Origin of the sequence: Ornithinimicrobium cryptoxanthini (assembly GCF_023923205.1) — a bacterium.
Classification (GTDB): domain Bacteria; phylum Actinomycetota; class Actinomycetes; order Actinomycetales; family Dermatophilaceae; genus Ornithinicoccus; species Ornithinicoccus cryptoxanthini.
On the sequence record NZ_CP099490.1, the window covers coordinates 160130 to 184636 of the forward strand.

General features: G+C 70.8%; 22 protein-coding genes. 3 read left to right on the forward strand and 19 right to left on the reverse strand.

All coding sequences use genetic code 11. The features are described from left to right. Positions 1-62: 62 nt before the first annotated feature. The 9 genes from NF557_RS00720 to NF557_RS00760 all read right to left on the reverse strand — a co-directional run bounded on the left by NF557_RS00720 (position 63) and on the right by NF557_RS00760 (position 8340). A complete protein-coding gene (locus tag NF557_RS00720) occupies positions 63-2276 on the reverse strand; it encodes a heavy metal translocating P-type ATPase (protein WP_252621195.1) in 2214 nt (737 codons plus the stop codon). Positions 2277-2362: 86 nt separating this feature from the next. Next, entirely contained in the window at positions 2363-2590 is a 228-nt protein-coding gene (locus NF557_RS00725) for a heavy-metal-associated domain-containing protein (RefSeq protein WP_252621196.1), read from the reverse strand. Between the two features lie 23 nt (positions 2591-2613). Continuing rightward, positions 2614-2895, reverse strand: a complete 282-nt coding sequence (locus NF557_RS00730; protein ID WP_269762037.1) for a metal-sensitive transcriptional regulator — start codon at positions 2893-2895, stop codon at positions 2614-2616. Positions 2896-3037: 142 nt separating this feature from the next. Beyond that, positions 3038-3625 (reverse strand): guanyl-specific ribonuclease, encoded by a 588-nt coding sequence (locus NF557_RS00735; protein WP_252621198.1) that lies wholly within the window; start codon positions 3623-3625, stop codon positions 3038-3040. Then, a complete protein-coding gene (locus NF557_RS00740) occupies positions 3622-4170 on the reverse strand; it encodes a barstar family protein (RefSeq protein ID WP_252621199.1) in 549 nt (182 codons plus the stop codon). The genes NF557_RS00735 and NF557_RS00740 overlap by 4 nt, the downstream gene beginning before the upstream one ends. Continuing rightward, positions 4167-4901: a purine-nucleoside phosphorylase gene (gene deoD / locus NF557_RS00745; protein ID WP_252621200.1), complete on the reverse strand. Its 735-nt coding sequence runs from the start codon at positions 4899-4901 to the stop codon at positions 4167-4169. Before deoD ends, NF557_RS00740 begins: the two co-directional genes overlap by 4 nt. A 156-nt stretch (positions 4902-5057) precedes the next feature. Continuing rightward, entirely contained in the window at positions 5058-6149 is a 1092-nt protein-coding gene (locus NF557_RS00750) for a tartrate dehydrogenase (protein WP_252621201.1), read from the reverse strand. Positions 6150-6526: 377 nt separating this feature from the next. Continuing rightward, complete coding sequence (gene purB, locus NF557_RS00755; protein WP_252621202.1) at positions 6527-7933, reverse strand: adenylosuccinate lyase; 1407 nt, start codon at positions 7931-7933, stop codon at positions 6527-6529. 56 nt (positions 7934-7989) lie between these two features. Further along, positions 7990-8340 (reverse strand): hypothetical protein, encoded by a 351-nt coding sequence (locus NF557_RS00760; protein WP_252621203.1) that lies wholly within the window; start codon positions 8338-8340, stop codon positions 7990-7992. 106 nt (positions 8341-8446) lie between these two features. Here NF557_RS00760 and NF557_RS00765 point away from each other — a divergent pair, with 106 nt between their 5' ends. Next, positions 8447-8917: a GyrI-like domain-containing protein gene (locus NF557_RS00765; RefSeq protein WP_252621204.1), complete on the forward strand. Its 471-nt coding sequence runs from the start codon at positions 8447-8449 to the stop codon at positions 8915-8917. Between the two features lie 17 nt (positions 8918-8934). Here NF557_RS00765 and NF557_RS00770 read toward each other — a convergent pair whose 3' ends face one another. From NF557_RS00770 to NF557_RS00815, 10 genes are all read right to left on the reverse strand, one after another. Then, positions 8935-9831 carry a M56 family metallopeptidase gene (locus NF557_RS00770; protein WP_252621205.1) on the reverse strand — a complete coding sequence of 299 codons (897 nt, stop codon included), beginning with the start codon at positions 9829-9831 and terminating at the stop codon, positions 8935-8937. Between the two features lie 15 nt (positions 9832-9846). Further along, the gene (locus NF557_RS00775) at positions 9847-10233 is read right to left on the reverse strand and encodes a BlaI/MecI/CopY family transcriptional regulator (RefSeq protein ID WP_252621206.1); all 387 of its coding nucleotides are present in this window, start codon (positions 10231-10233) and stop codon (positions 9847-9849) included. A gap of 111 nt (positions 10234-10344) precedes the next feature. Then, the gene (gene galE / locus NF557_RS00780) at positions 10345-11364 is read right to left on the reverse strand and encodes a UDP-glucose 4-epimerase GalE (RefSeq protein ID WP_252621207.1); all 1020 of its coding nucleotides are present in this window, start codon (positions 11362-11364) and stop codon (positions 10345-10347) included. A gap of 31 nt (positions 11365-11395) precedes the next feature. Next, positions 11396-12100, reverse strand: coding sequence for an ABC transporter ATP-binding protein (locus NF557_RS00785; RefSeq protein WP_252621208.1), 705 nt, complete (start codon positions 12098-12100; stop codon positions 11396-11398). Continuing rightward, positions 12097-13104, reverse strand: coding sequence for an ABC transporter ATP-binding protein (locus NF557_RS00790; protein ID WP_252621209.1), 1008 nt, complete (start codon positions 13102-13104; stop codon positions 12097-12099). Before NF557_RS00790 ends, NF557_RS00785 begins: the two co-directional genes overlap by 4 nt. 69 nt (positions 13105-13173) lie before the next feature. Further along, positions 13174-16020 carry an ABC transporter permease gene (locus NF557_RS00795; RefSeq protein ID WP_252621210.1) on the reverse strand — a complete coding sequence of 949 codons (2847 nt, stop codon included), beginning with the start codon at positions 16018-16020 and terminating at the stop codon, positions 13174-13176. A gap of 70 nt (positions 16021-16090) precedes the next feature. Then, positions 16091-19525 carry an ABC transporter permease gene (locus NF557_RS00800; protein ID WP_252621211.1) on the reverse strand — a complete coding sequence of 1145 codons (3435 nt, stop codon included), beginning with the start codon at positions 19523-19525 and terminating at the stop codon, positions 16091-16093. Positions 19526-19653: 128 nt separating this feature from the next. Then, the gene (gene paaI / locus NF557_RS00805; RefSeq protein ID WP_252621212.1) at positions 19654-20094 is read right to left on the reverse strand and encodes a hydroxyphenylacetyl-CoA thioesterase PaaI; all 441 of its coding nucleotides are present in this window, start codon (positions 20092-20094) and stop codon (positions 19654-19656) included. Further along, positions 20091-21284, reverse strand: coding sequence for a 3-hydroxyacyl-CoA dehydrogenase NAD-binding domain-containing protein (locus tag NF557_RS00810; RefSeq protein ID WP_252621213.1), 1194 nt, complete (start codon positions 21282-21284; stop codon positions 20091-20093). Before NF557_RS00810 ends, paaI begins: the two co-directional genes overlap by 4 nt. Before the next feature lie 21 nt (positions 21285-21305). Next, entirely contained in the window at positions 21306-22235 is a 930-nt protein-coding gene (locus tag NF557_RS00815; RefSeq protein WP_252621214.1) for a deoxyribonuclease IV, read from the reverse strand. A 56-nt stretch (positions 22236-22291) separates the two neighbouring features. Between NF557_RS00815 and paaN the strand changes: the two genes are divergently transcribed. Together paaN and NF557_RS00825 are read left to right on the forward strand one after the other, a co-directional pair. Next, positions 22292-24007: a phenylacetic acid degradation protein PaaN gene (gene paaN, locus NF557_RS00820; protein WP_252621215.1), complete on the forward strand. Its 1716-nt coding sequence runs from the start codon at positions 22292-22294 to the stop codon at positions 24005-24007. Continuing rightward, positions 24000-24485 (forward strand): DUF3817 domain-containing protein, encoded by a 486-nt coding sequence (locus NF557_RS00825; RefSeq protein ID WP_306239357.1) that lies wholly within the window; start codon positions 24000-24002, stop codon positions 24483-24485. Before paaN ends, NF557_RS00825 begins: the two co-directional genes overlap by 8 nt. Positions 24486-24507 lie beyond the last annotated feature (22 nt).

The window sequence follows — 24507 nt, forward strand, 5'->3', positions numbered from 1 at the left end:
AACGCTGGGGCCGACTGCGCTCGAGTCAGCCCAGGGGCGCCGCTCGCTTCAGCCGCGAAGACCTAGCGCCCAAAGCCCTTCAGGCGCAGGCTGTTCAGGACCACGAGCACGCTGGACATCGCCATCGCGCCGCCGGCGATCATCGGGGTCAGCATCCCGAAGGCAGCCAGCGGGATCGCGAGGGTGTTGTAACCAAAGGCCCACACCAGGTTTTCCTTGATGATCCGCAGCGTCTTGCGGGACAGGCCGATGGCGTCGGCGACCGTGTCGACGTCCGAGCGCATCAGCACGATGTCCGCGGACTCGGCGGCCACGTCGGTGCCGGAGCCCATCGCCATACCCAGGTCTGCCTGGGCCAGCGCTGCGGCGTCGTTGACGCCGTCCCCGACCATCGCCACGACCCTGCCCTGCTCCTGCAGAGCCTTGACGTGCGCAAACTTGTCCTGCGGCAGCACGCCGGCGTCGACGTTGGCCGCGTCGATGCCGACCTCCTGCGCGACGCGGCGGGCGGTGTGCTTGTTGTCACCGGTCAGCAGGTATGGCGTGAGGCCGAGCTCGCGCAGCCGCGCCACGGCGGCGGCACTGGACTCGCGGGGCGTGTCGGCGACGGTGATCGCCGCGCGAGCGACACCCTCCCAGCCGACCAGGACGGTGGTGCCGGTGCCGGCGTCGAGCGCGTCCTGCAGCACGGCGGGGACCTCGGCAAACAGGTCTGGTTTGCCGACTGTCACCTCCATGCCCTTGAGGCGCGCGCGCACGCCCCGGCCCGGCAGGTTGCTGAAGTCCGTGAACTCGCGCAGCTCGACGCCGCGCTCCCGGGCCCCCGTGACGATCGCCTGGGCGACGGGGTGCTCGCTGCCCGCCTCGACGCTGGCTGCTGCCGCGAGGGCGTGGTCCGGTGCGAGGGTGCCGTGCGTGACGACGTCGGTGAGCACCGGCTCACCCGTCGTGAGGGTGCCGGTCTTGTCGAGCACGACCGTGTCGACGCGCCGGGTCGACTCGAGGATCTGCGGACCCTTGATCAGGATGCCCAGCTGAGCGCCACGACCGGTGCCCGTCAGCAGTGCCGTCGGTGTCGCGAGGCCGAGCGCACACGGGCAGGCGATGATGAGCACCGCGACGGCCGGAGCCAGCGCCTGCGCCATCGAGTGGCCGGTGACCAACCAGAGCACGAACGTCACCAGAGCGATGACGAGCACGGTCGGGACGAAGACGGCCGAGATCCGGTCGGCGAGCCGCTGGACGGGTGCCTTGCCGGTCTGGGCCTGCTCGACGAGGCCGGTGATGTGCGCCAGCGTGGTCTCGCTGCCGACGCGGGTGGCCTCGACGACAAGGCGGCCGTGGCCGTTGACGGTGGCGCCGATGACGTCGTCACCACCGGTCACCTCGACCGGCATCGACTCACCGGTGACCATGCTCGCATCGATCGTGCTGTTGCCGTCGATGATCCGACCGTCGGTGGCGACCTTCTCGCCCGGGCGGACGATGAACCGCATCCCGTGGGTGAGCTCCTCGATCGGCACGCGCATCTCGGTCCACGCGCCGCTGCCGGCGTCGTGGCGCAGGATCGCGACGTCCTTGGCGCCCAGCTCCATCAGGGACTGAAGGGCCGAGCGGCCCTGTGCCTTGGCGCGCGCCTCGATGTAGCGGCCGATGAGCAGGAACGCGGTGACGACGGCGACGACCTCGAAGTACATGTCGTGGCTGAAGCCGGTGAACAGCGCGACCGCGGACCAGCCCATCGCCGCGGTCGTGCCGACAGAGACCAGCGTGTCCATCGTGGAGGACAGGTGCCGCGCGTTGATCAGGGCGGCTCGGTGGAACGGCCAGGCCGCCCAGAGATAGACCGGGAGAGTCAGTGCGAACTGAGCCCACATGCCGGCAGTCCCGACCGCGTCGGCGACGGGTGGCACCATGTGCAGCACCGCGACGATCGCCGCCAGCACGCTGGAGACGATCACCCGGACTCGCAGGGAGTTCTTGCTGACCACGTCGTGGGTCATGGCAGGCGCCCGAGCGGCGCGGTCCTGCTCCACGGGCGTCGCGCCATACCCAGTCTTCTCGACCGTCGCGACGATCTCGGCGACGGACAGCCCGGCGGGGAAGTTGACGCTGGCCTTCTCCGTCGCCAGGTTGACGCTCGCCTCGACGCCGTCCAGCTTGTTGAGCTTGCGCTCGATGCGCGCGGAGCACGACGCGCACGTCATGCCCGTGATCGCGAGATCGACATGCTCGACGTCGGTGCTGAGCTCGGGGGAGGTCTTCGTGGTGCTCATGACTCCTGGTCCTGCGTGGGTGTGGTGGGGCTGGGCAGCCCCAGGTTGACCGGACGACGGTCCGTCCGGGCGTGCGCTGGTCGTGCTCAGCGAATGACGGTGTAGCCGGCCTCGACGACAGCGGCCTCCGCTGCGTCGATGTTGAGGGGGCCGTTGCTGCTCACGAAGACCTCGGACTCGCCGCCCTCGTGGAGGTCGACCTTGACGTTGGTCACGCCGTCGACCTCGTTGAGCTCCTCGGTGACGCTGGACACGCAGTGCCCACAGGTCATGCCGGTGACGACGAGCTTGTAGGTCTGGGCCTGTGCGTTCATTGCTTGACTCCTGGTGTGTGGGTTCAGCTGCGGACGAGGCGGGCGATCGCGGCCGAGGCCTCCTGGACCTTGGCCGTCTTTGCCTCCTCGGACTCTCGCGCCGCGTCGACGACACAGTGCGAGATGTGGTCCTCCAGCAGGCCGAGACTGACCGCCTGGAGTGCCTTGGTGGCTGCGCTGACCTGGGTCAGCACGTCGATGCAGTAGGTGTCGTTCTCGACCATCTTCGCGAGGCCACGGACCTGTCCCTCGATGCGGGCCAGCCGCTTGAGGTAGTCGTCCTTGGTGCCTGCATATCCGTTCACAGCCATGCTCCAACTATACCCCCCTTGGGTATGCCGTGTCTAGCGCTGCCGGATGGCCCCTCAGTCGCCCATCGCGTGGGGTTCAGTCCCACTGGGGGAACAAATGCCACGCAATGGCTGGCCCGGTCCCAACTGGCGGGCATCAGTTCGGGGCGAACTCGCAGAAGCTCTCATAGTGATCGCCCGTGTAGTACCAGTGCTCCGGGTCGGTCTGCTCGAAGCCTCCGGTGACGATCCGTCGCGCGCCGCGGTGGTCGAGCCCCGGGGTCTCCACCGTGAACTCGCGATAATAGTCGCGGTCCTCGTCGGGCAGGATGCCCTCGCGGTTCTGGAAGCGCACGCCGTCGTTGCGCGGGTGGTCATAAGGGCCGCCCGCCTCGATGTCGTCGATCGTCTCCAGCGTGGTCGCAGGCAGGTCGAGGACATCACACTCCGGTATGCCGGAGCTCCCCAGCGATGGCAGCTCGCTCCGGTCGTCGTCCTGGGTGTCGTCGTCCTGGGTGTCGTCGGCTGAGGCGTCGTCGTCGTGCTCGCTGGCGCTGGTGGCGCTCGTGGCGCTGGCGCTGGGGAGGGTGTCGCCTGGCCCGTTCCCCTGCTGGGTGGGTGCGGGACCGGCCGACGACGCGGGGCCGGCGGTGTCAGTGGGCTCCACGAGTCCACACGCGGTCAGCAGGGCGGCCGCAGCCAGGGCGACGACGACGTTGGCCCGCTGGCGCACGGGACGACTCATGCGCCCGCCTCGCCGTCGGCGGACCCCTCCTGCAGGGCGAGCACGCCGTGCCCGTCCACCAAGGCAACCGTCTCGAAGGCGCGGTCTCCCGCCCCCCCGTCGCGCCACAGGTCGGTCGAGGCCTCGCGCAGGATCTCGGTCAGCGTGTGCCAGCCGGGCAGGTCAGCGTCCACGAGAGCCTGGGCTTCGTGCAGCACGAGGACGATCTTGTCCGACTCCGGCCACCAGAGCGCAAGGTCCCGCAGCGAGTCGACCAGTGCATCCAGGTTGCGGCCGGCCGTCTCGGGCAGCCGTAGTGCGGTGGCGATGGCAGCCTGAGCCCCGCGCATGGTCTCACCCATTTTCGTAGCGGTTTTGTCGGCCGGCTGCGCATTTTCAGAGTGGTTTTGTTGGCCCGCAAGGTCACCCAGGTCGGTCTCGGCGATCGCGAACCCGCTCGCGGCCAGTGACGCCCGGATGTGGGCGCCGTCGGCGGGCGCCGCGAGCAGCACGCCCCGCCCGCGTAGGGCTGGCAGGACGGTGCTGACCCGGGTCGGGGCAGTCACCGAACGTCTTCCTCGTGGCGCAGCGGTGTGGCCAGCATCGCGTCGAGGGCCATGGTGACCATGTCCCCGAAAGTCTGCTCCCGCTCCTGGGACGTGGTCTGCACACCGGTCACGATGTGGTCGGAGACGGTGCAGATCGCCAGTGCCGCGCGGTCGTGCTTGGCGGCGAGGGTGTAGAGCTCGGCCGCCTCCATCTCCACGGCCAGCACCCCGAAGTCGACCAGCGTGGCGGTCAGCTCGGGGCGGTCGTGATAGAAGCTGTCCGAGCTGAAGATCGTCCCGACCAGGTGCGTCGCGTCAGCCGCCTCCGCCGCCTCGACGGCCCGACGCAGCAGCTCGAAGTCGGCCGTCGCGGGGAACTGGAACCCCTGGAACCGGTGGACGTTCATCGACGAGTCGGTCGCGGCGGCCTGGGCGATCACGACGTCGCGCAGCCCCAGGCGCTCGGTGAGTGCCCCACAGCTGCCGACGCGGACCAGCTGCTGCACGGCATACTCGCTGATCAGCTCGTTGACATAGATCGACAGCGACGGCTGACCCATCCCCGTGCCCTGGACCGACACCCGCTCTCCGCGGTAGGTCCCGGTGAAGCCCAGCATCCCCCTGACCTCGTTGTAGCACTCTGCGTCCGCGAGAAAGTTCTCGGCAATCCACTTGGCGCGCAACGGATCTCCGGGCAAGAGGATGCGGGGGGCGATCTGGCCTGGCTCAGCGGCGATGTGGATGCTCACCGAACCAGAGTATGTCGCCCGCCCACCCCTACGTGCCCCGACCTCTTGCATCCTCCCGCGACTCTGGGCGGACCCCCGGTCAAACTTGGCGACCTACACCGGCCAGCTCGACCACGTCCGCGGCACCGTGGTCGCTGCCGGCCCCGGGAGCGCACCCTAGGCGGGTGCGGAGATGAGGCCGGCGATCAGGTCACCGAAGGACTGCGTGGTGCCGGTGCCGCCCAGGTCGGGGGTCGCTGTGCCGTCCGCGCTGCCCTGGGTCAGGCCCTCCTCGATGGCCCGCTCGGTGGCCTCTGCGGCCGACGTCTCGCCCAGGTGCGCCAGCATCATGGCGCCGCACCAGATCTGACCCACTGGGTTGGCGATGCCCTGACCGGCGATGTCCGGCGCCGACCCGTGGACCGGCTCGAACAGGCTCGGGTGCTCCCGCGTCGGGTTGATGTTGGCGCTCGGGGCGATCCCGATGGTGCCGGTGCAGGCCGGCCCCAGGTCGGAGAGGATGTCGCCGAACAGGTTGCTGGCGACGACCACGTCGAAGCGCTCCGGGCTGAGGACGAACCGGGCGGTGAGGATGTCGATGTGATAGCTGTCCACCTCGATCTCCGGATATTCCTGGTGCACCGCCTTCACCCGCTCGTCCCAGAACGGCATGGTGATCGCGATGCCGTTGCTCTTGGTGGCTGAGGTGAGCTTCTTGCGGGGTCGGGTCTGAGCCAGGTCGAAGGCATAGCGCAGCACCCGGTCGACGCCGTGCCGGGTCATCACCGTCTCCTGGATGACGACCTCGCGGTCGGTCCCGGGGAACATGTGCCCGCCGACGCTGGAGTACTCGCCCTCGGTGTTCTCCCGCACGATCATCATGTCGATATCGCCGGGCTGCTTGCCGGCCAGGGGTGAGCGGACACCGGGCATGAGCCTGACGGGGCGCAGGTTGACGAACTGGTCGAACTCGCGCCGGAACTGCAGCAGGCTGCCCCACAGCGACACGTGGTCGGGCACGACGTCCGGCCAGCCCACGGCGCCGAAATAGATCGCGTCGAAGCCAGCCAGCTGTGCCTTCCAGTCGTCGGGGAGCATCGCACCTGTGCGCTGGTAGTAGTCGGCGCTGGACCAGTCGAACTCCTCGAACTCCAGGCCGATGTCGAAGGTGTCGGCGACGCGGCGCAGCACCTTCAGACCCTCGGGCATCACCTCGGTCCCGATCCCGTCCCCGGCGATGACAGCGATGCGGTGACTCGTGGCTGGCATGGGTCCTCCTCGTGAAGTCTGCTGGTGCTCAGCCTCCCACGTGCCTCACCCGGGTCCGCAGGACCCTGCAGTTCCAGCTCCGCGCCGAGGAGCCAGTGACCGAACCAGGTGAGGTTCTGGTGCAGGACGGCGTGGTGCTCGCGCGGCCTGGGCGCCACCCTCGCAAGAGCGACGGTCCGTTGCCTCCCGTTTGTCTGGCATGGGCCGTCCTGGAGCAGGTGCGGCTTCTGGGAGCCTGCTATGACAGGCTCCAAGAACCAGGACCGGCTCTCAGTCGGCCCGCCGGCTCTCAGTCGGCCCGCCGGCTTACGTGGCGGGCGCAACCAGGGACCTACGAAACCTTTCCAAAAATACGGGGTCGACCGACAAAACCACTATTAATTTGGGAGGTGGGCGACCAGATCAGGTGCGATCCCGACATACGTCGTCGGGGTCATCGCGGCCAGCCGCTCCTCGACGTCGGCCGGCAGACCCAGCCCGCGGACGAACTCGACCAGCTCGGCCTGGCCGATCCGCCGGCCGCGGGTCAGCTCCTTGAGCCGCTCGTACGGGTTGTCCATCCCCGGGTGACCGGCGGCGGCCAGCGCGCGCATCGCCGACTGGATCGGCTCGGCGAGCACCTCCCAGTTGGTGTCGAGGTCGGCCGCCATCGCCGCCGGCGCGGCGTCGAGACCGGCCAGACCCCGAGACACGTTGTCCAGCGCCAGCAGCGAGTGGCCCAGCGCGGGGCCGATGTTGCGCTGCATCGAGGAGTCGGTCAGGTCCCGCTGCAGCCGGCTGGTCACCAGGGTCGAGGCGAGCACGTCGAGCAGCGCGTTGGACACCTCAAGGTTGGCCTCCGCGTTCTCGAAGCGGATCGGGTTGACCTTGTGCGGCATCGTGGAGGAGCCGACCGTGCCCTGCCCGCGGACCTGCGCGAAGTAGCCCATCGAGATGTAGGACCAGATGTCAGTGCACAGGTTGTGCAGCACCCGGTTGAACCGCGCGATGTCGGCATAGACCTCGGCCTGCCAGTCGTGACTCTCGATCTGCGTGGTCAGCGGGTTCCAGGTCAGGCCGAGGCCGGTCACGAAGTCGTGGCTGATCTGCTGCCAGTCGGCGCCGGGCACCGCGGCCAGGTGCGCGCCAAACGTGCCGGTGGCGCCGTTGAGCTTGCCGAGGTACTCCGCACCGGCGATATGTCGGAGCTGTCGCCCCAGGCGGAAGGCCAGCACCGCCAGCTCCTTGCCCATCGTGGTGGGGGTGGCTGGCTGACCGTGCGTGTGCGCCAGCAGAGGTATGTCGGCCAGCTCGCGAGCCATGCCGCTCACCTGCTCGACCAACTCGGTCGCGCAAGGGAGCCAGACGGACCGGACGGCACCCTGCACCATCAGGGCGTAGGACAGGTTGTTGATGTCCTCGGAGGTGCAGGCGAAGTGCACCAGCTCGGCCAGGTCCTCCCGGCCCTCGAGGCGGTCGCCGAGCCGGCGCTTGAGGAAGTACTCGATCGCCTTGACATCGTGCACTGTCTCGGCCTCGATCGCCGCCAGCTCGTCGATGGCGCTCTGGTCGAACTCCCCCACGAGCCCGCGCAGGCTCTCCACCTCGGCCGCACTCAGCGTGCCAGCGCCGGGCACGACGCCGTGCGACGTCAGGTGGATGAGCCACTCGATCTCGACGTGCAGGCGGGTGCGGTTGAGCGCTGGCTCGGAGAGATGGTCGACCAGCGGCGCCACCGCCTTGCGGTAGCGCCCGTCGAGGGCACCGAGCGCGATCGGGGGGGTGAGGTCGGCGAGGGAGGGCATGGGCAGATTCTCGCAGAGGGCGGCGTCGACCTCTGCGAGGTGTCGGAGGGCTTTGTCTAGCGCTTGACGTCGGGGTCGATGTCGTCGGCCTCGAGGTACTGGTCGGTGACCCGGTCGCGGTGCTCGCGAGCCTCCGCGGTGGTCCCACGGGCCTGCTCCTCGAGCTGTGCGGCCTCCGCCTCGGCGCGCTCGGCACGCTCGCGCGCCACGTCGGCCTGCTGCTGCGCGTCACGCGCGGCGCTTTCCCGGTCCTCGGCATAATGCTCGCCGCCCATGGCGCGCTCACGGATGTGCACGGCCTCGTCACGGGCACGCGCCTTGTTCTTGCTGTTGACGAAGGCCCACACGGCTCCCAGCACCAACAGCACCAGGACCGCCAGCAACAGCCACATCATCCAGTCATCCATGACACACCTCCAGGTGGTTTGACCCTCACGGTAGCCATAGCCTGGTGTGAGTTCCACCGGAACGGACCCCAGGTGCCCGCCACCACCGCCGATGAGAGGAGCGACGATGTCGCCACTGCAGGACCCACAGATCACCACCCGTGGGGCGGTCCCGACCGCGGTCGTGTCGGGCAGCACGTCCTTTGACGCCCTGGCCGGCTTCTATGACCGGTCGTTCGGAGCCGTGGCCGGGGCGATCGCCCGCCAGGGTCTGGCGCCTGCCGGACCAGCATTCGGCTTCTATCTCCGGCCACCGTCAGACACGGTTGACTTGGAGGTGGGCTTCCCCACCTCGAGCGGTGTCGCCGACGACGGAGAGGTGCGCGCCAGTCAGCTGCCGGCGGGTGAGGTCGCGACCGCGATCCACGCTGGGTCCTACGACGAGCTCTCGCAGTCCTGGCAGGCACTCGCGGACTGGATCGTCCAGCAGGGACGACAGCCCGGACAGCAGATGTGGGAGGTCTATCTCACCGAGCCGACCGCGGGCGGGGATGCTTCCGCCATGCGCACCGAGCTCTCCTGGCTGTTGGCCGACTGAGTCACCCGGTCCTGGGGTCAGGCCCAGAAGGCCCAGGCCAACAGCACCCACGGGGTCGCCCCGACGACGGCGACCGCCATGAGGACCGGCACGACGAGAGGGTGCGCGCGCCGCTCGTGGTGGGGGAGGGCCCGCACCCGGATCACCAGCTCGCTGGCGGTGCCTGAGCTGCCCAGGGCGGCCGGCGGGTGGCTGGACCCGGTCATCGCCACCAGGGCGCGCCCGAGCGGGTCGGCACCCACCCGGCGGACCGCGCGACGGTCGGCGAGCAGCTCGATGAGCAGCTGCACCTCCTGCATCGCGCCGGCGCTGCGCAACGACCGGGGCGCGGCGCGGTGCAGCACCGTGAAGAACTCCAGCATGAGGTCGTGGCGCGCCATCGCGTGCGCGCCCTCGTGCGCGAGGACCGCCTGCAGCTCGTCCGCGGACAGCGCGGTGATCGTCTCCTGGGTCAGCACCACGCGCGAGCGCAGCCCCGGGACGCAGTATGCCGAGCGTCCGGGATGGTCGACGACCCGCAGCGAGCCGTCCCGCCGGTTCGCGACCAGGTCGACCAGGTCGCGCTGGGAGCGTCGGTTGGCGCGCAGGTCAGAGCCGATCCGGTGTCCCGAGCGCAGCAGCAGCAGCGTCATCCCACCGGTCATCACGGTGGCCACGACAACGGCGATCGAGACTCGTGTGGTGCCGCTGAAGAAGGTGGGCACCGTCCCGCCGTCGGTGGCCAGCGCGATCGCCGCCGCAGGAGCGGTCATCAGTGCGGCGAGGACACCCGCGACGCTGACCACCTGCCACAGGGCCAGCGCGGGGCCGGGCGTGCGCCGCAGCCAGTGCCAGCGGGGAAGCAGGTGCGGCACGACCGCCACGCAGAGGAGGGCGGTGAGTGCGAGCGCGAGGACCGGCAGGGCGGAGGCCACTGGGTGCCCCTGGGGTCAGCCCGCGTGCTTGTCGGCGACCGTGTCCAGGGCGGCCTGCAGGTCGGCGATCTCGTCGGCGGAGGCCGTGCCGATGAAGTGCATCATGGCCGAGCGCCTGTCGGCGTTGTCCAGGCTTCGGAGGGTGGTGCGCATCGTGGCGGCCGTCATCTCTTCGCGCGAGCCTGCGGGAGAGTACTGCCAGGCCCGGCCGTCGCGCACGCGAGTGGCGACCTTCTTCTTGGCCAGCCGGTCCAGGACGGTCATCACGGTCGTGTAGGCGAGGTCACGGTCGGTGGCCAGCTGTTCGTGCACCTCACGCACTGACAGGGCACCGTCGGCGTCCCACAGGACGTCCATGACGGCGCGCTCAAGGTCTCCCAGACTCGCTCCAAAGGGCCACATACCTGCCATGATACTCGCTTTTCGGCGAGGAACTACATCGCGTAGGAGATGCGCCCGCTCCGGCCGCTCCGTGGGGGGAGGTGGACCAGCCGGCCCAGTCCAGGGCGACAGCTAGGTGCCGTAGCCCTGCGGGTTCTTCTGCTGCCAGCGCCAGGTGTCGGCGCACATCTCGTCGAGGTCCTTCTCGGCACGCCAGCCGAGCTCCTGCTCGGCGAGGGTGGGATCGGCATACGACTCGGCGATGTCGCCGGAGCGGCGCGCGACGACCTCGTAGGGCACCTCGCGCCCTGACGCCCGCTCAAAGGCCGCGACCAGCTCCAGGACGCTGGTGCCCTGACCGGTCCCGAGGTTCCACACCGACACCGGCCGGTCGTGCGCACTGACGTGGTCCAGCGCCGCCAGGTGACCACGGGCCAGGTCCACGACGTGGATGTAGTCGCGCACCCCGGTCCCGTCCGGCGTCGGGTAGTCGTCGCCGAAGACCTGCAGGCGGTCCCGCTGGCCCACGGCCACCTGCGCGACGAACGGCATCAGGTTGTTGGGGGTGCCGTGCGGCTGCTCCCCGATCCGGCCGGACGGGTGCGCGCCCACCGGGTTGAAGTAGCGCAGCATCGCGAACCGCCAGCGAGGGTCGGCTGCCGCCAGATCGCGCAGGATCTGCTCGATCATCACCTTGGTCCAGCCATAGGGGTTGGTCGCCGAGGTCGGCAGGTCCTCGGTCATCGGGACTGGCGGGGTGGCGCCATAGACCGTCGCGGAGGAGGAGAAGACGAGCCGGCGCACGTCATACGACTCCATGGCGCGCAGCAGGGACAGGGTGCCGGCGACGTTGTTGTCGTAGTAGTCCAACGGGTTGGTGACGCTCTCGCCGACCGCCTTGTGGCCCGCGAAGTGCACGACGGCGTCAAAGGCCCCCGCGTCAAAGACGCCGCGCACGGCCTGGTGGTCGCGCAGGTCGACGTTGTGGACCCGCACGGACCCGCCGGTGAGCTCCTTGATCCGGCCGATCACCGCGGGCACGGCGTTGCTGAAGTTGTCGAGGATGACCACCTCGTGCGCGGCGGCGAGCTCCACGACCGTGTGCGATCCGATGAAGCCGGCGCCGCCGGTGACCAGGATCCGCTGTCTCATGGGACCGATCGTGCCAGACGCCACGGCCAGCTCACGCGTCGGCCGTGGCCAGGGTGCCGTCCACCACGCGGCCGTCGTGCAGCTCGATGAGCCGATCGGCACGGGCCATCAGGATCGGGTCGTGCGTCGAGACGACGGCCGCGATGCCGCGCCGGTGGGTCAGTTCGGAGAGCAGGTCCATGATCGTCCCGGCCGTGTCGGAGTCCAGCTGGCCGGTCGGTTCGTCGGCGATCAGGATCTGCGGGTCGCCGACCAGAGCCCGCGCGATGCCGACCCGCTGCTGCTGGCCGCCGGAGAGCTCATAGGGGCGCTGGGTGCCGTGCTTGCCGAGCGACACGAGGTCGAGCGCCCGGCTGACCCGCTCGGCGCGCTCGGCCACCGGGGTGTTCTTCAGCCGCAGGACGACCTCGACGTTCTCCGCGGCGGAGAGCACCGGCACCAGCCCGAAGGACTGGAAGATGTGGCCGACCAGCTCGCGGCGCACGGCCAGCATGTCGTTCTCCTTGAGCTCGGAGAGCACCCGGCCGTCCCCGAGCAGCACGCGACCGGAGGTCGGTCGGTCGAGCCCGCCGAGGATGTTGAGCAGCGTCGTCTTGCCCGAGCCGGAGGGGCCACGCACGACCGTGAGCTCGCCGGGGTGCACCTCCACGTCGACGTCGACGAGCGCATGCACCTGCGCAGCGCCCTTGCCGAAGGTGCGCGAGACCTGCTCGGCCCTGATCAGATAGTCGCTCACTGGCCCTCCTCGGGACGGCGGAACGCGGCGTCGTCGGATGTCTCGGCACCGTCGCGGTGTGGGTGCTGGTGGGGCTCCGGGGCGACTGCCTTGTGGCGCTCCTGGTCCGGCCACACCCCGACATGGTCCGGCTCCAGTTCCAGTCGCACTCGGTCCCGCAGGCCCAGGTCGGTGACATAGCCGCTGGGCAGCTGCAGGCGACCGGCCCGGTCGATCACGGTGTATTCCTGCGCGACCAGGTGCTCCGCGCCGTGCTCGTCGACCTCGACGTGGCGCAGCACCTCGGTGGAGGTGTTGCCATCCCGGATCTGCACGGTGCGACGGACGTGGTCGGCGATCGTCGGGTCGTGGGTCACGATCAGCACGGTGACCCCGAGCCGCTCCGACGCATCACGCATGGACTCCAGGACGACCTCGGACATCGCGTCGTCCAGCTCGCCCGTCGGTTCGTCGGCCAGCAGCACCGAGGGGTTGTTGGCCACCGCCGTGGCGATCGCGACGCGCTGCTGCTGCCCACCGGACATCTCGGCGGGGCGACGGTTGGCGACGTCGGAGACGCCGAGCAGGTCGAGCAGCTCGCCGACCCGCTCGCGCCGCTCCCGGGCGCCGCTGATCAGCAGGGGGAGGGCGACGTTCTCGGCGGCGGTCAGGAAGGGCATCAGGTTGCGCGAGGTCTGCTGCCAGACGAAGCCGACCGTGTGCCGCTGATAACGCACCCGCTGCTGACGGGTCATCGAGTTCAGGTTGACGCCCGCGACGGTCGCCCGCCCACCGGTCGGCTTGTCGAGGCCGGACAGGATGTTGAGCAGGGTCGACTTGCCGGACCCGGACGCCCCGACGAGCGCGACGACGTCACCGGGCTCGACGCGCAGGTTGAGCCCCTGCAGGGCCTGGATCTCCACGCCCTCGGTCGAATAGATGCGCACCAGGTCCTCGCAGAGGATGTCGGGTCCCTCGTGCTCGCGGCCCGCGACCGGCGTGGTTGGGCTGTGCGTTGTGGTCATGACTCCTCCACCTGGGTGGTCGGGTGCGTCGGATCGAGTATGCCGTGGGTCGGGTTGGTCATCATCGGCCTACCTCTCCTCGCCGCGGCGGAGCTGGGTGGTCAGGTCGGCACGACCGGACATCGTCGCGGACACGGCGATGGCGAGGGCCACCGCCGTGAGGATGCCGAGCGCGACCGGGCCGAGCACGACCCAGTTGACAGCCAAGGTGGGCTGCTCGGTCCCGCCGGTGAGCCCGGTCAGGTCGATCGCGCGCAGGAGCAGCCAGGGCACGATGAGCCCGAGTGCTGCTCCCACGGCGCACGCCATCGCGACGAGTGGTCCGAGCTCCCAGGTGGTCAGGCCACGGGCCTGGCGCTGGCTCAGCCCCACAGTGCGCAGGACAGCAAAGAGCGAGGTGCGGGCGGCGGCTCCCATGAGCTGGACGAACAGCACGGCGAGCACGGTCAGCACGGTGGTGGCGATCACGGCCGCGATGAACAGCGACAGCATCGTCCCGGTGACCGGTGCCTCCTGGAAGACCTCGAGCTTGTCCCGCGGGGTCTCGGCCAGGGCGTTGGGCACGGCCCCCTGGAGCGCGGTCGCCAGGGCGTCGGTCTGCTCGGGGTCGTCGGCCCGCACGAGCACGACGTCCCCCCGGGGCGTGCTGCCGCCGGCCGCCTCCCACCGGGTGCGGTCCACCACTAGGAACTCACCACGGGTGCGCACCCCCGGGAGCGTGTCGACGTGACCCACGACCTCGACTGGGCCGAGCTGCTCGAGGGTGCCGGTCTCCGAACCGGGCTCGAGGCCCCCGCCGGTCAGCACCGGGGTCGCCCCAGAGCTGGTGAACAGCGCGTCGGGCAGCGGAGCGAGCGGGGTGTCCGCCCAGACCTGCGGCAGGTTGCTGTCGACGATATAGACGTTGAGCCCACGCGACACCGCGTCCTCGGTCGTCAGGTCCAGGTTGTTGGCGGCCGGTCGGGCGGAGGCCACGGCGGCCACGCCCTCGACCTCAAGCAGGGCGGCCACCTCGTCGTCGCTCCACTGCGGACCGGACAGCCGCACGTCCGCCCCGGTGCTGCGCCATACGCCAAGCTCGGTGCCGGTGCTGATGGTGGAGGCGAGCACGGTCGAGAGCACGGCCACCGACACCCCGAGGATCACCGCGAGGGCCGGGATCACCCCACCCGCGGGGTCGCGCACGGCCCGTGCCGCGCCGAGGAAGCTGGTCAGGCCGCGGCGGCCGCGGAAGAACGCCATCAGGGCGTGGACGGGTGCCGGATAGAGACGCAGCGTGATCACGCACGCCGCCAGCGCGAGCAGGATGGGGGTGGCCGCCATCAGCAGGTCGACGCCAGTGTCGACGGCGACGGCCGGGGACGCGGTGCCGCTGCTCTGCTCCTCGGTCGGCGTCTGGGTCACGCCGGTCAGCCCGCGGTCGAAGAGCCGCCACACTGCCACGCCGGCCAGGGCCAGGACGATGACCTCGACCAGGACGCGGAGACGGCTGACGGCGCGGCTGCGCAGGTCACGGCGCGAGGAGCGGCCGGCCGTGCTCGTGGTCGTCGCGAGGAGGACGGCGGGGGCGAGGCCGACGAGGGCCACCCAGACCCACTCGCCCCACCCACTGGCACCGGGGTTGATCAGGCCGGCTGCGTAGTGCCCGACGACGGCCGCGGGCACCCCGACGAGCAGGCCTTCGAGCGCCATCACGCCCCGGGTCTGTGCACGCGAGGCACCTCGGGCGGCCGCCAGCGCCAGCGTCGGCTGGCGGCGGGAGGTGATCAGGCGTGCGGCGAGCGCGAAGACCGCCAGCGCCACACCGGTCGGGCCGGCGGCGACCACCGCCAGGATGGAGGCAGTCGCGCGCTGCTGCTGGGACAGGGCCTCGAAGGTGCTGAGGACCTCGGTGGAGAACGTGGTCCGGACCGGGGGTTGCGACAGGTTGATGCCGGGGCTGTTGATCTGAGTGTCGAAGTCAGCCGGGTCCTCCGGCAGCCGGAGGTCCTGCTGCGTCGAGGAGAGCGCGATCAGCTGCGCGGTGACGGTGTCCACCTCGTTGCCCCGCACGGTCTCCGCGTCGAGCGGATAGAAGAGCTGCATCGAGTTGGTCGTCATCGGTCCGGTGGAGCCGGGACTGGCCGGCGGGAGGTATGCCGTCACCAGGCCTGTCAGACCCAGGTCGCCGGAGTAGAGCCGGCCCACCGAGATCGAGTTGGGCATGTGCTCCCACCGAGGGTCCTCGGGGTCCTTGGGCGTGAACGTGCCGGTGATGAGGTAGTCGGCGAACTCGTCCTCCTCGTCGAGGCCGAACTGCTCGCCCGCCTCGAGGTTGAGCTCGCGGGCCGCCTGGTCCAGCAGCAGCACCTGGACGGGTCCGCTCGCGGTGCCCTCGGGGATCGCCTCGGCGGGCAGCTGGGGGCTGGGGTTGAGGACGATCTCGGGCCACTCGCCCGAGACCAGGTCGACGTGCTCGGGCAGGAGCGGGTCGATCCGGTTCTCGATGGCGACCTGGGCGAACTCCGTGCCCTCGGGGGGCCTGCGGCTGACCTCGTCGCCGCCGAGGTTGATGAAGAACTGTCCGGGTTGCATCATCGAGCGCAGCGGCTCCGGCTGGGCCTGGCGGGTCTGCTCGAGACCGTCCAGCAGGCTGCCCCACGTCTCCTCGGCAGAGGAGTAGGTCTGGTCGGGGGCCGGCACGATGCTGGCAGCCCAGACGGCGCTGAGGTCTCGTTGCTGGGCTGACAGGGCGCTGACCTGGTAGGGCAGCTGTCGGCCGTTCATGTCCAGGATGTAGCGGGGCCACAGCGTGGTCGCACACGCCACCAGCGCGACCAGCAGGGCCAGCAGGAGCGAGGGCCACGGATCCGCCACGAGCCCGCGCAGCGCGATGCCGACGCGGCTGGGCAGGCGCGTCTGCGCGTGCCGACTCATCGGATCTCCTTGCTGAGCTCCGCGGAACGCTCCGGGCCTCGCAAGCTCGTGTCCTCGCGAGTCCTGTCGCTCATCGGATCTCCTCGCGGTACTCCCGGTCGAGGCCCTGGCGGTGCACGGTGAGATAGAGCACCGCGAGGAGCAGGAGCAGCGAGACGACGAGGGCGGCGAGCAGCCCGGCCCAGAGGGGAACCTCCAGCACCAGCGGCACGGAGATTGTGACCTGCCCGGCCAGCGTCGTGCTGCTGGACAGCTCGGGCACCACCAGCCACCCGACGAGCCAGCCGGCGAGCAGCCCCAGTCCGACCGAGGCGAGCACGACCCAGAGCAGCTCGGCCACGCGCGTGCGGGCCTGCCCGCCGGGTGTCATGCCGAGGGCGCGCAGCACCGATACCTCCGGGCGGCGCACGCTCAGCAAGTTGGCGGCCACCGCGCCGATGCCGGTCACGGCCAGCAGCACGGCACCGGCCGAGGCCACCCAGAAGACCAGCCGCACCGCGCCGGCGGCGTCGGTCACCGAAACCGAGCCCGGACCCGTGGCGGAGGCGATGCCCGTCAGGGCCCGCACTGCCTCGAGGGCCGCGTCCGGGTCGCTGCTGGAGGCCCACAGCTGGGTGGGCTGGTCCAAGGTCTCGTCAATCGTCGCGAGATAGGAGCTCAGGGTCGAGCTGTCCATGAGCGCGCTGTGCGGCGCGGTTGACCCCGGCACGGCGGTGACGATGGCGGCAACACGAGCGGGGATGTTGCGACTGAAGGCCTGCACCGTGATGGGCATGCCGACCTCGAAGTTGCCGGTGGCGGCCAGCGAGGCAGTCAGCGCGACCGGGACCGCGTCGGCGGAGGGCTCGGCCTGGTCACCGCCAGGCTCGTCGCCAGCAGCGTCGGTGGCTGCCCCAGCACCTCCCCCAAGGTCGGACGGGGCATCGGCGGAGCCGGTCAGCCCGGGGGCCTCCAGCGGCACGACCGTCTCCATGCCGGTGACGGCCGTCAGGTGCAGTCCGTCAGGGCCCGCCTGCAGCTGGCCCGAGGTGAGGGTGGTGCTGCCGTCCTCGATCTGCTGTGGCTTGCTCGGGATCGGGGTCGTCCAGCTCGACGCCGCCGGGTCGGCCAACAGGTTCGCCTCGCTGTCTCCCTCTCCGCTGGTGGTCAGCCCGGTGAGGGCCAGGTCCAGGTCATAGGGGACGGACGCTGGCAGGCCCAGGTCGATCCCGACCAGGGCTCGACCCGGGCTGGCGACGACAGGGATCTGCACGGTGCCCTGATGCGTGGCTGGGGTCACGGTGATCGTGGGCGCGTCTGGCGGGTCGCTCAAAGTCGCGTCGAACTGGAGCGGCACGGTAGGAGCCTCGACCCGCAGCAGGCTGGTGCTGGCCTCGTCCCAGAACCACAGGACGGGCGTGATCTCGCGCTCCCGGGCCACGTCCCGCGCGATCAGCTCCACCTGCTCGCGGGCCATTGCCTCGATCGCCTCCGGCGGCGGAGGCTCATCGGTGAAGTCCGGCCCGAACTGCTCGTGCATCCACTCGTAGGTCTGCTCGACGGACTCCTGCAGCGCCTCAGGGTCGCTGGGGACAGCGGTGAGTTCCACGGTCAGGTCGAGGGCGGTTGCGGTCTCCGGCAGGGCGATCGCGCCCTCGGGCAGGATCGCGCCGCGCAGCGCCTCGGTCACCGCGGGCACGTCGAGGACGCCCTCCGGGACGCTGACGGCCGCGCCGAGCTGGTCGACGGGCAGGGCGGTGTAGGACACGACGCTGTTGCCGAGCCGTCCGGAGGACAGCCAGACGGCGGTGCTGGCGTCGACGCCCTCGGCGCCGGCCAGGCTGGGCACGGCGGGCAGCGTGGTGCGGGCGACCGGGTCGGTGGCTGCCACGGCGCGGATATCGGCACCCCGACCCAGGGCCGCGAGGTCCTCGCGCAGCTGCGCGGAGGTGCCGGCATACAGCCCCGCGACCGTCGTGGCACCCACGGCGAGGACGGTGAGGACGACCGGGACGGCATACACGACGATGCGCCGGGAGACCTGCGCCGCGGTGAGGTGGGTGAGCAGGCCGCGCGAGCGGCGACTGATCGTCTCGACGAGCCGCGAGACCGGGCCGAGGACCATCGTCGAGAGCAGTGCCGCGGCCGCCAGCAGGAAGGCTGGCGCGGCGCCGGCGACCAGGTCTGTGCGCAGGGAGCCGTCCGCGTTGGTGACCAGGGGAGAGCCATAGCGGTTGAGCTGCCACCAGGTGAACGCGGCGGCGCCGAGGGTGAGGACGACGGTGCCGAACGCGGCGACCGTGCGGGTGCGTCCCGAGCGGTCCGCGGCCGTGCGCGCAGCGAGGAGGCGGACCTGCAGGACCGCGACCACGACCAGGGCCAGGAGGACGGCCAGACCCGCGAGCAGGCCGGTGCGCACCACCAGCTCGGTCTGCAGGTCACCGGCCGGGACCACCCGCATGACCCCGAGGGCGGCAAGGGTGCCGAGGGCGGCGGACACCACCGCGACCGCCACGGCCTCGATGACCGACCATCGGAGCACCTGCCCGCTGGAGGCGCCGCGGGCGATCAGCAGCTCCACCTCTGCGGCGCGGGCCTGGGCCTGGAGGCGGGCGATCTGCACGATGGCGATCAGGCTGACCAGCAGCAGGAGGGTCACCGGCACCAGGTTGAGCGCCTTGGCGGTGGCCAGGTTGCGGGCCGCGGCCTCCGCGGTCGGCGCCAGGTCGCCCTCGACGGTGACGCCGCGCACGTCCACCTCGGGGACCTGCAGGGTGCGGCCCAGCGTCCCGGCCACAGCGGCTAGGCGCGGCATGTCGGCCGGGAGGATCCGCTCCGGGTCGGGCTGCACGGTGAACTGCACGAAGGGGGTGGACCCGAACGAGGTGGTCGCCTCCGACGGCACCACGAGCGGACCGACCGTGCTGCCGTCGGAGCCTGCAGCAGCCAGCGGGTCGCCGAACCAGAAGGCCTCCTCGGGGTCGACCGGACGCCAGACCGCCGTGATCTGCACGACCGTGCCGCTGACGTCGAGCTGATCACCGACGCCGACGCCCCACTGCTCGGCGGCGCCCGCGTGCAGGGCGCCCTGGACCAGGGAGTCAGAGTGCTGCGGCCAGCTGCCCTCGACGATCTCGATGCGCTCGGCGAAGTCCGGGTCTGCAGGGGTCAGGGCGGGCCCGGCCATCACGATCACCCGACCGGACTGCCCGTCCGCCGAGCGCGGCTCGGAGCGGATCGTGCGCTGGACGTGCACCTCCGTTGGGGCGAACGCCTCGCGAATGATCTGCTCCGCCGCGGCGTCCTGCGCCTGCGGGTCGGCGGCCAACCGGGTCTGCACCCGGATGCCGGCCTCGGTCGGGTCCGCATCCTCCAGCGCCGCGCGTGCAGCGGTCGTCGCGGCCGCGCCGGAGTAGCCGAGCGTGCCGGCGATGATCGCCGTCGTCCCGGCAGCCAGCAGCAGGATCGTCAGGAGCAGCCCGATGCCATTGCGGGCGCGCTTGACGATCAGGCCTATGACGCCCATCCGTTCCCTTCTGCCAACCCTCCGAGTCCACCCGCGACCTTCGCACGCGCTTCCCTCCAGACGCAATGGGCCAGCCAAAGCGTTGCCCTTCTGTGATCATGCGTGCGTGATCGCGTGGGGGTTGTCGGTCAGTCGGGCCCTGCCGTGGTGGTGCGGGAGGGCAGTGACCGGGAGCGCCCGCGGAACTCCGCGATCAGGGCCCCGTCTGCCTCGCGGGTGACCGTCACGTCGGTGATGCCACTGCGCCCGTATGCCGTGCGCTCGCGGGCCGTCGCCACCAGCACGTCGTGCAGACGGGCGGGGGCGACGAAGGTGATGTCGCACGTGGCGGCGACCGTCGGCGGCCCGCCCACGTTGCAGGCCAGCGCGAAGGCGGAGTCGGCCAGGGTGAAGACCAGCCCGCCGTGGCAGATGTCGTGCCCGTTGACCATCGTCTCGGTCACCGCCATCCGCGCGGTGGCGGCGCCGAGCGTGCCGTCGTGGGAGACGGAGATGCACTCGATGCCCAGCGCACCTGAGGCGCGGTCCTGCGCCCACATCGCCCGCACGTGGCGCAGGTCGTCGGTCACAGCTGGTCCTCAAGGGCTGAGCTCACCCGGTAGCGCCCACCGGGGAAGGCGGCATCCAGCGCCCGCAGCTGCTCCACGATCGTGGCTGCTCCGATCTCGGCCAACCACTCGTGGGGACCCTTCGGATAGTTGGTGCCCAGCTTCATCGCGGTGTCCACGTCCTCGGCGGTGGCCTCGTCGCGGCGCACCAGGTCGACGCCCTCGTTGACGAGCATCGCGAGGGTGCGGGCGACCGGGTCGGTCTCGATCGGGCCTCCGACCAGCTCGGCGACCTGGCCCTCGTCCGGCGTGGCGTCGATCGGCTCCCCGCTGTCGTCATACTCAAACCAGCCACGTCCCGACTTGCGGCCGAGGCGACCCGCCTCGACCAGCCTGCGCTGCACGTCCGCCGGCTCGTAGCGCGGGTCGCGCCCGGTCTGCAGCCAGACGCTGCGGCCCACGGCGAAGTTGACGTCCTGCCCGATCAGGTCGGTCAGCTCGCACGGACCCATCCGGAAGCCACCGTGCTCGCGCAGTGCCAGGTCGATGGTGGCGGGGTCGGCGGTGCCGGCCTCGATCATCCGCTGCGCCTCGCCATAGAACGGTCGCGCGACCCGGTTGACGATGAAGCCGGGGGTCGAGGTGCACAGCACAGGAGTCTTGCCCCAGCGCTCCATCAGCGTGCTGGCCTGCTCGAGGATCTCAGGGTCGCTCTGTGTGGTGCGGACGACCTCGACGAGCCGCATCAGCGGTGGCGGGTTGAAGAAGTGCAGCCCGATGAGCCGCTCCGGCGTGGCCAGGTCGTGGGACAGGGCGCCGACGTCGAGGCTGGAGGTGTTGGTGGCCAGGACCGTCGACTCGTCCTGGTGGTCGGCGAGCGTCTCGAAGATCTCCTGCTTGACCGCGAGGTCCTCGATCACGGCTTCGATCGCCAGCCCGACCGGGGGCAGCTGCGCGAGATCACCGTCTGCCGCGGGGCCGATGACGATCCGCTCAAGGACGCCGGCGCGCTCGTCGGCGGTCATCTTGCCCTTGCCGACCAGGCGACTGAGGGAGTCGCCGAGCCGTTGGTGGGCCGCTGCGGCGCCTCCCGGTTCGGCGTCCACGAGGTGCACTTGGTGTCCGGCTTGGGCCGCGACCTGCGCGATGCCGGTGCCCATGGCTCCGGCGCCAACGACGGCCACCGTGGTCAGATCCTCAAGGAGTGCCATGTCCGCCATCGTGCCATCTGGTCAGTCGGACGCGCGGTGCCCCGACTCCCGAAGACTCTTGAGCAGGGGGATGTCCGGGTTGTCGAGGTCACGCGAGCCCGGCGTCTCCAGGATGAACGGGACCCCCTCGGTCGCCGGGTGGGCCAGGAGCTCCGTGAAGGCGCCGGTGCCGATGTGTCCCTGCCCGATCGGGGCGTGCCGGTCCTTGAAGGCTCCCCGCACGTCCAGCGAGTCGTTGGCGTGGATCAGCCGCAACCGGTCCGGCCCGCCGATCTCGACGATCCGGTCGAGGGTCGCGCTCGCGCCCCCCACCTCGTCCAGCGGCGCCCCCGCGGCGAAGACGTGGCAGGTGTCCAGGCAGATGCCGGCCTTGGGGTGGTGGTCCAGTGCCTGGAGATAGCCGGTGAGGTCCTCGACGCCGGCGCACAGCGAGCGGCCCTGTCCGGCGGTCGGCTCGAGCAACAGCCAGGGAGCGTCCTCGCCCTCGATCGCCTCCAGGATCGGCAGCAGCCCCTCGCGGACCTGCCTCATGGCGTCCTTGAAGCGCTGCGGGTCGCCGGTGCCGTCCACGAACGACCCCGTGTGCACAACCACGCCCTCCGCGCCGAGCTGCGCGGCGCGTGACAGGTTGTGCGCCACCGTCCGCACCGAGTTCTCGTAGGTCTTCGGCGTCGGGCTGCCCAGGTTGACCAGATAGGGCGAGTGGATGAACACCCGCATGCCGAGCTCGGCGGTCGCCGCCCGGAAGCGCGCGTCCTCCTCGGGTTTGCCGGCGCTCGGTGCCCAGCCCCGCGGGTTGCCGACAAAGATCTGCATGGTCTCGCAGCCGAGCTCCACCGCCGACGCCAGTGCCCCGGTCACCAGGCCCTTGCCGATCGTCGGGTGGGTGCCGATCGGGTTGCGCAGAGCTGTGTCGGGCGTGGCGGTGTCGCTTTGAGGGGAGGCTGGCACAGCGTGCAGGTTACGCGGCGCCCGGCGGGGTGAGGGACGGCGGTTACGCTGGAGAGGTGACTGCCACAGCCCCCGCCGCCGAACTCCTCGACACTCATCGCGAGCTCCTCGAGGCGGCCACCCATGCCCTGGCCACCCGCGAGTACTTCAGCCGCTACCCCGAGTCGCCGTCGCCCCGCGTGTATGGCGAGACGGCCGCCCAGGAGGGGCAGACCGCCTTCGAGCAGGCCCAGAACTCCGCCTTCCGCGCGCTGGCCGACCAGCCGGGCACCGGGACCGAGGTCGGTGCCGAGGTGTCGCCATACGGACCCACGCTGGGGGCCCGCTATCCCGAGCTCGACGTGGACGCCGGAATCGAGGCGGCCAGGGCCGCGATCCCGGCCTGGCGCGACGCCGGCGCTGCCACGCGCGCGGCCGTGTGCGTGGAAATCATCGACCGCATCAACGCACGCAGCCACGAGATGGCGCACGCCGTGATGCACACCTCGGGGCAGCCGTTCGTGATGTCCTTCCAGGCGGGTGGCCCGCACGCGCAGGACCGCGCGCTGGAGGCCGTGGTCGCCGCCCTCGTCGAGCAGAAGCGGGTGCCGGAGTCGGTCACCTGGGAGAAGCCGACCAAGGGCGACCCCATCCGCATGCAGAAGGACTACCGGCTCGTGCCGCGCGGGGTGGCCCTCGTCATCGGGTGCAACACGTTCCCGACCTGGAACGCCTATCCAGGGCTGTTCGCCTCGCTCGCGACCGGCAACCCGGTCATCGTCAAGCCCCACCCGCAGGCGGTGCTCCCGCTGGCGCTCACGGTCAGCATCGCCCGCGACGTCCTGGCCGAGGCCGGCTTCGACCGCGCGCTGGTGCAGCTGGCCGCCGAGGGCGAGCCGGTCGAGGGGGCCGACGGCCTGGCCAAGGTGCTGGCGTGCCACCCGGCTGTCTCGATCATCGACTACACCGGCGGACCCACCTTCGGTGCGTGGCTGGAGCGTGAGGGCGCGGCTGCGGGCAAGCTCGTCTACACCGAGAAGGCCGGCCTCAACACGGTCGTGGTCGACTCCACCGACGACCTCAAGGGGATGCTCGGCAACCTCGCGTTCTCCTTTTCGCTCTACTCCGGCCAGATGTGCACGGCTCCGCAGAACGTCTATGTGCCCAGCGAGGGGATCAGCACCGACGAGGGTGACCTGAGCTACGAGCAGTTCGCCGAAAAGCTGGCCGGGGCCATCACCAGGTTTAACTCTGACGATGCGAGGGCCGTGGAGATCCTGGGTGCCACCGTCAACCCCGACGTGCGCTCCCGTGCCACCGACGTGCCGGGCCTGGCGCAGCGACTCGGCGGTGACGTCCTGCTCGACTCACGTCCGATCACCCACCCCAACTATCCCGACGCCGTGGTGGCCGTCCCCGCCCTGATCGGGGTCGACGCCGGCAACCTCCCGGCATACTCGCAGGAGTGCTTCGGCCCGGTCGCCTTCCTGATCAGGACCGACGGCACGCCCGCCTCGCTCGACCTGCTCCGGCAGACGGTGCGCGAGCACGGCGCGATGACCGCGTCGGTCTACTCGACGAACGAGCAGGTGCTGGAGGACGCGCGCGACGCCGCGATGGACGCCGGGGTGGCGCTCTCGGAGAACCTGACCGGACAGATCTTCGTCAACCAGACCGCCGCGTTCAGCGACTTCCACGGCACCGGGGCCAACCCGGCCGCCAACTCGGCCTACACCGACGCGGCGTTCGTGGCCAACCGCTTCCGCGTGATCACCAGCCGGCGCCATGTCTGAGCCGGCGCAGCAGGTGAGCGAGCAGGCCAGCCCCGCCCGCGACGCGCAGCTGCGTCGGGCGGCCGAGAGCCTGTCGGAGCGCAAGCGGAGTCGCCGCACCGATGACTGGCGCAGCCGCAACCGCGACTCTGCGCTGACCTACTGGGCGCGGGACAGGGGCCTGACCCGCTCGATCTTCCGCACCGTCGCGGTCGCGGAGGCCTTCTCCTGGGCAGCGCTGCTGGTCGGGATGTATTTCAAGTGGATCGCGGACACCAGCGAGGTCGGGGTCCAGGTGTTCGGGCCGATCCACGGCACGATGTTCCTCATCTACTGCGTGGTCACCCTCGCCACGGCGAGTGTCTTCGAGTGGCACCCCAAGGTCACGCTGCTCGCGCTCGCGGCCGCCGTGCCACCGTTTGCGACCTGGTTCTTCGAGCGCTGGGCCCTGCGCCACGGACACCTCGCCGACCGGGCACCGGAGCCGGTGCGTCAGTAGGCCCCCGGGCTAGGGTTGCGGC

Coding starts and splice junctions, on each gene's coding strand:
- NF557_RS00765 (WP_252621204.1), top strand. CDS start 8,447: ATGTCGCCACTGCAGGACCCACAGATCACCACCCGTGGGGCGGTCCCG.
- NF557_RS00825 (WP_306239357.1), top strand. CDS start 24,000: ATGTCTGAGCCGGCGCAGCAGGTGAGCGAGCAGGCCAGCCCCGCCCGC.
- galE (WP_252621207.1), bottom strand. CDS start 11,364: ATGAGACAGCGGATCCTGGTCACCGGCGGCGCCGGCTTCATCGGATCG.
- NF557_RS00720 (WP_252621195.1), bottom strand. CDS start 2,276: ATGAGCACCACGAAGACCTCCCCCGAGCTCAGCACCGACGTCGAGCAT.
- NF557_RS00790 (WP_252621209.1), bottom strand. CDS start 13,104: ATGACCACAACGCACAGCCCAACCACGCCGGTCGCGGGCCGCGAGCAC.
- purB (WP_252621202.1), bottom strand. CDS start 7,933: ATGCCCTCCCTCGCCGACCTCACCCCCCCGATCGCGCTCGGTGCCCTC.
- NF557_RS00735 (WP_252621198.1), bottom strand. CDS start 3,625: ATGAGTCGTCCCGTGCGCCAGCGGGCCAACGTCGTCGTCGCCCTGGCT.
- NF557_RS00775 (WP_252621206.1), bottom strand. CDS start 10,233: ATGTGGCCCTTTGGAGCGAGTCTGGGAGACCTTGAGCGCGCCGTCATG.
- NF557_RS00750 (WP_252621201.1), bottom strand. CDS start 6,149: ATGCCAGCCACGAGTCACCGCATCGCTGTCATCGCCGGGGACGGGATC.
- NF557_RS00760 (WP_252621203.1), bottom strand. CDS start 8,340: ATGGATGACTGGATGATGTGGCTGTTGCTGGCGGTCCTGGTGCTGTTG.
- NF557_RS00800 (WP_252621211.1), bottom strand. CDS start 19,525: ATGGGCGTCATAGGCCTGATCGTCAAGCGCGCCCGCAATGGCATCGGG.
- NF557_RS00795 (WP_252621210.1), bottom strand. CDS start 16,020: ATGAGTCGGCACGCGCAGACGCGCCTGCCCAGCCGCGTCGGCATCGCG.
- NF557_RS00810 (WP_252621213.1), bottom strand. CDS start 21,284: ATGGCACTCCTTGAGGATCTGACCACGGTGGCCGTCGTTGGCGCCGGA.
- NF557_RS00725 (WP_252621196.1), bottom strand. CDS start 2,590: ATGAACGCACAGGCCCAGACCTACAAGCTCGTCGTCACCGGCATGACC.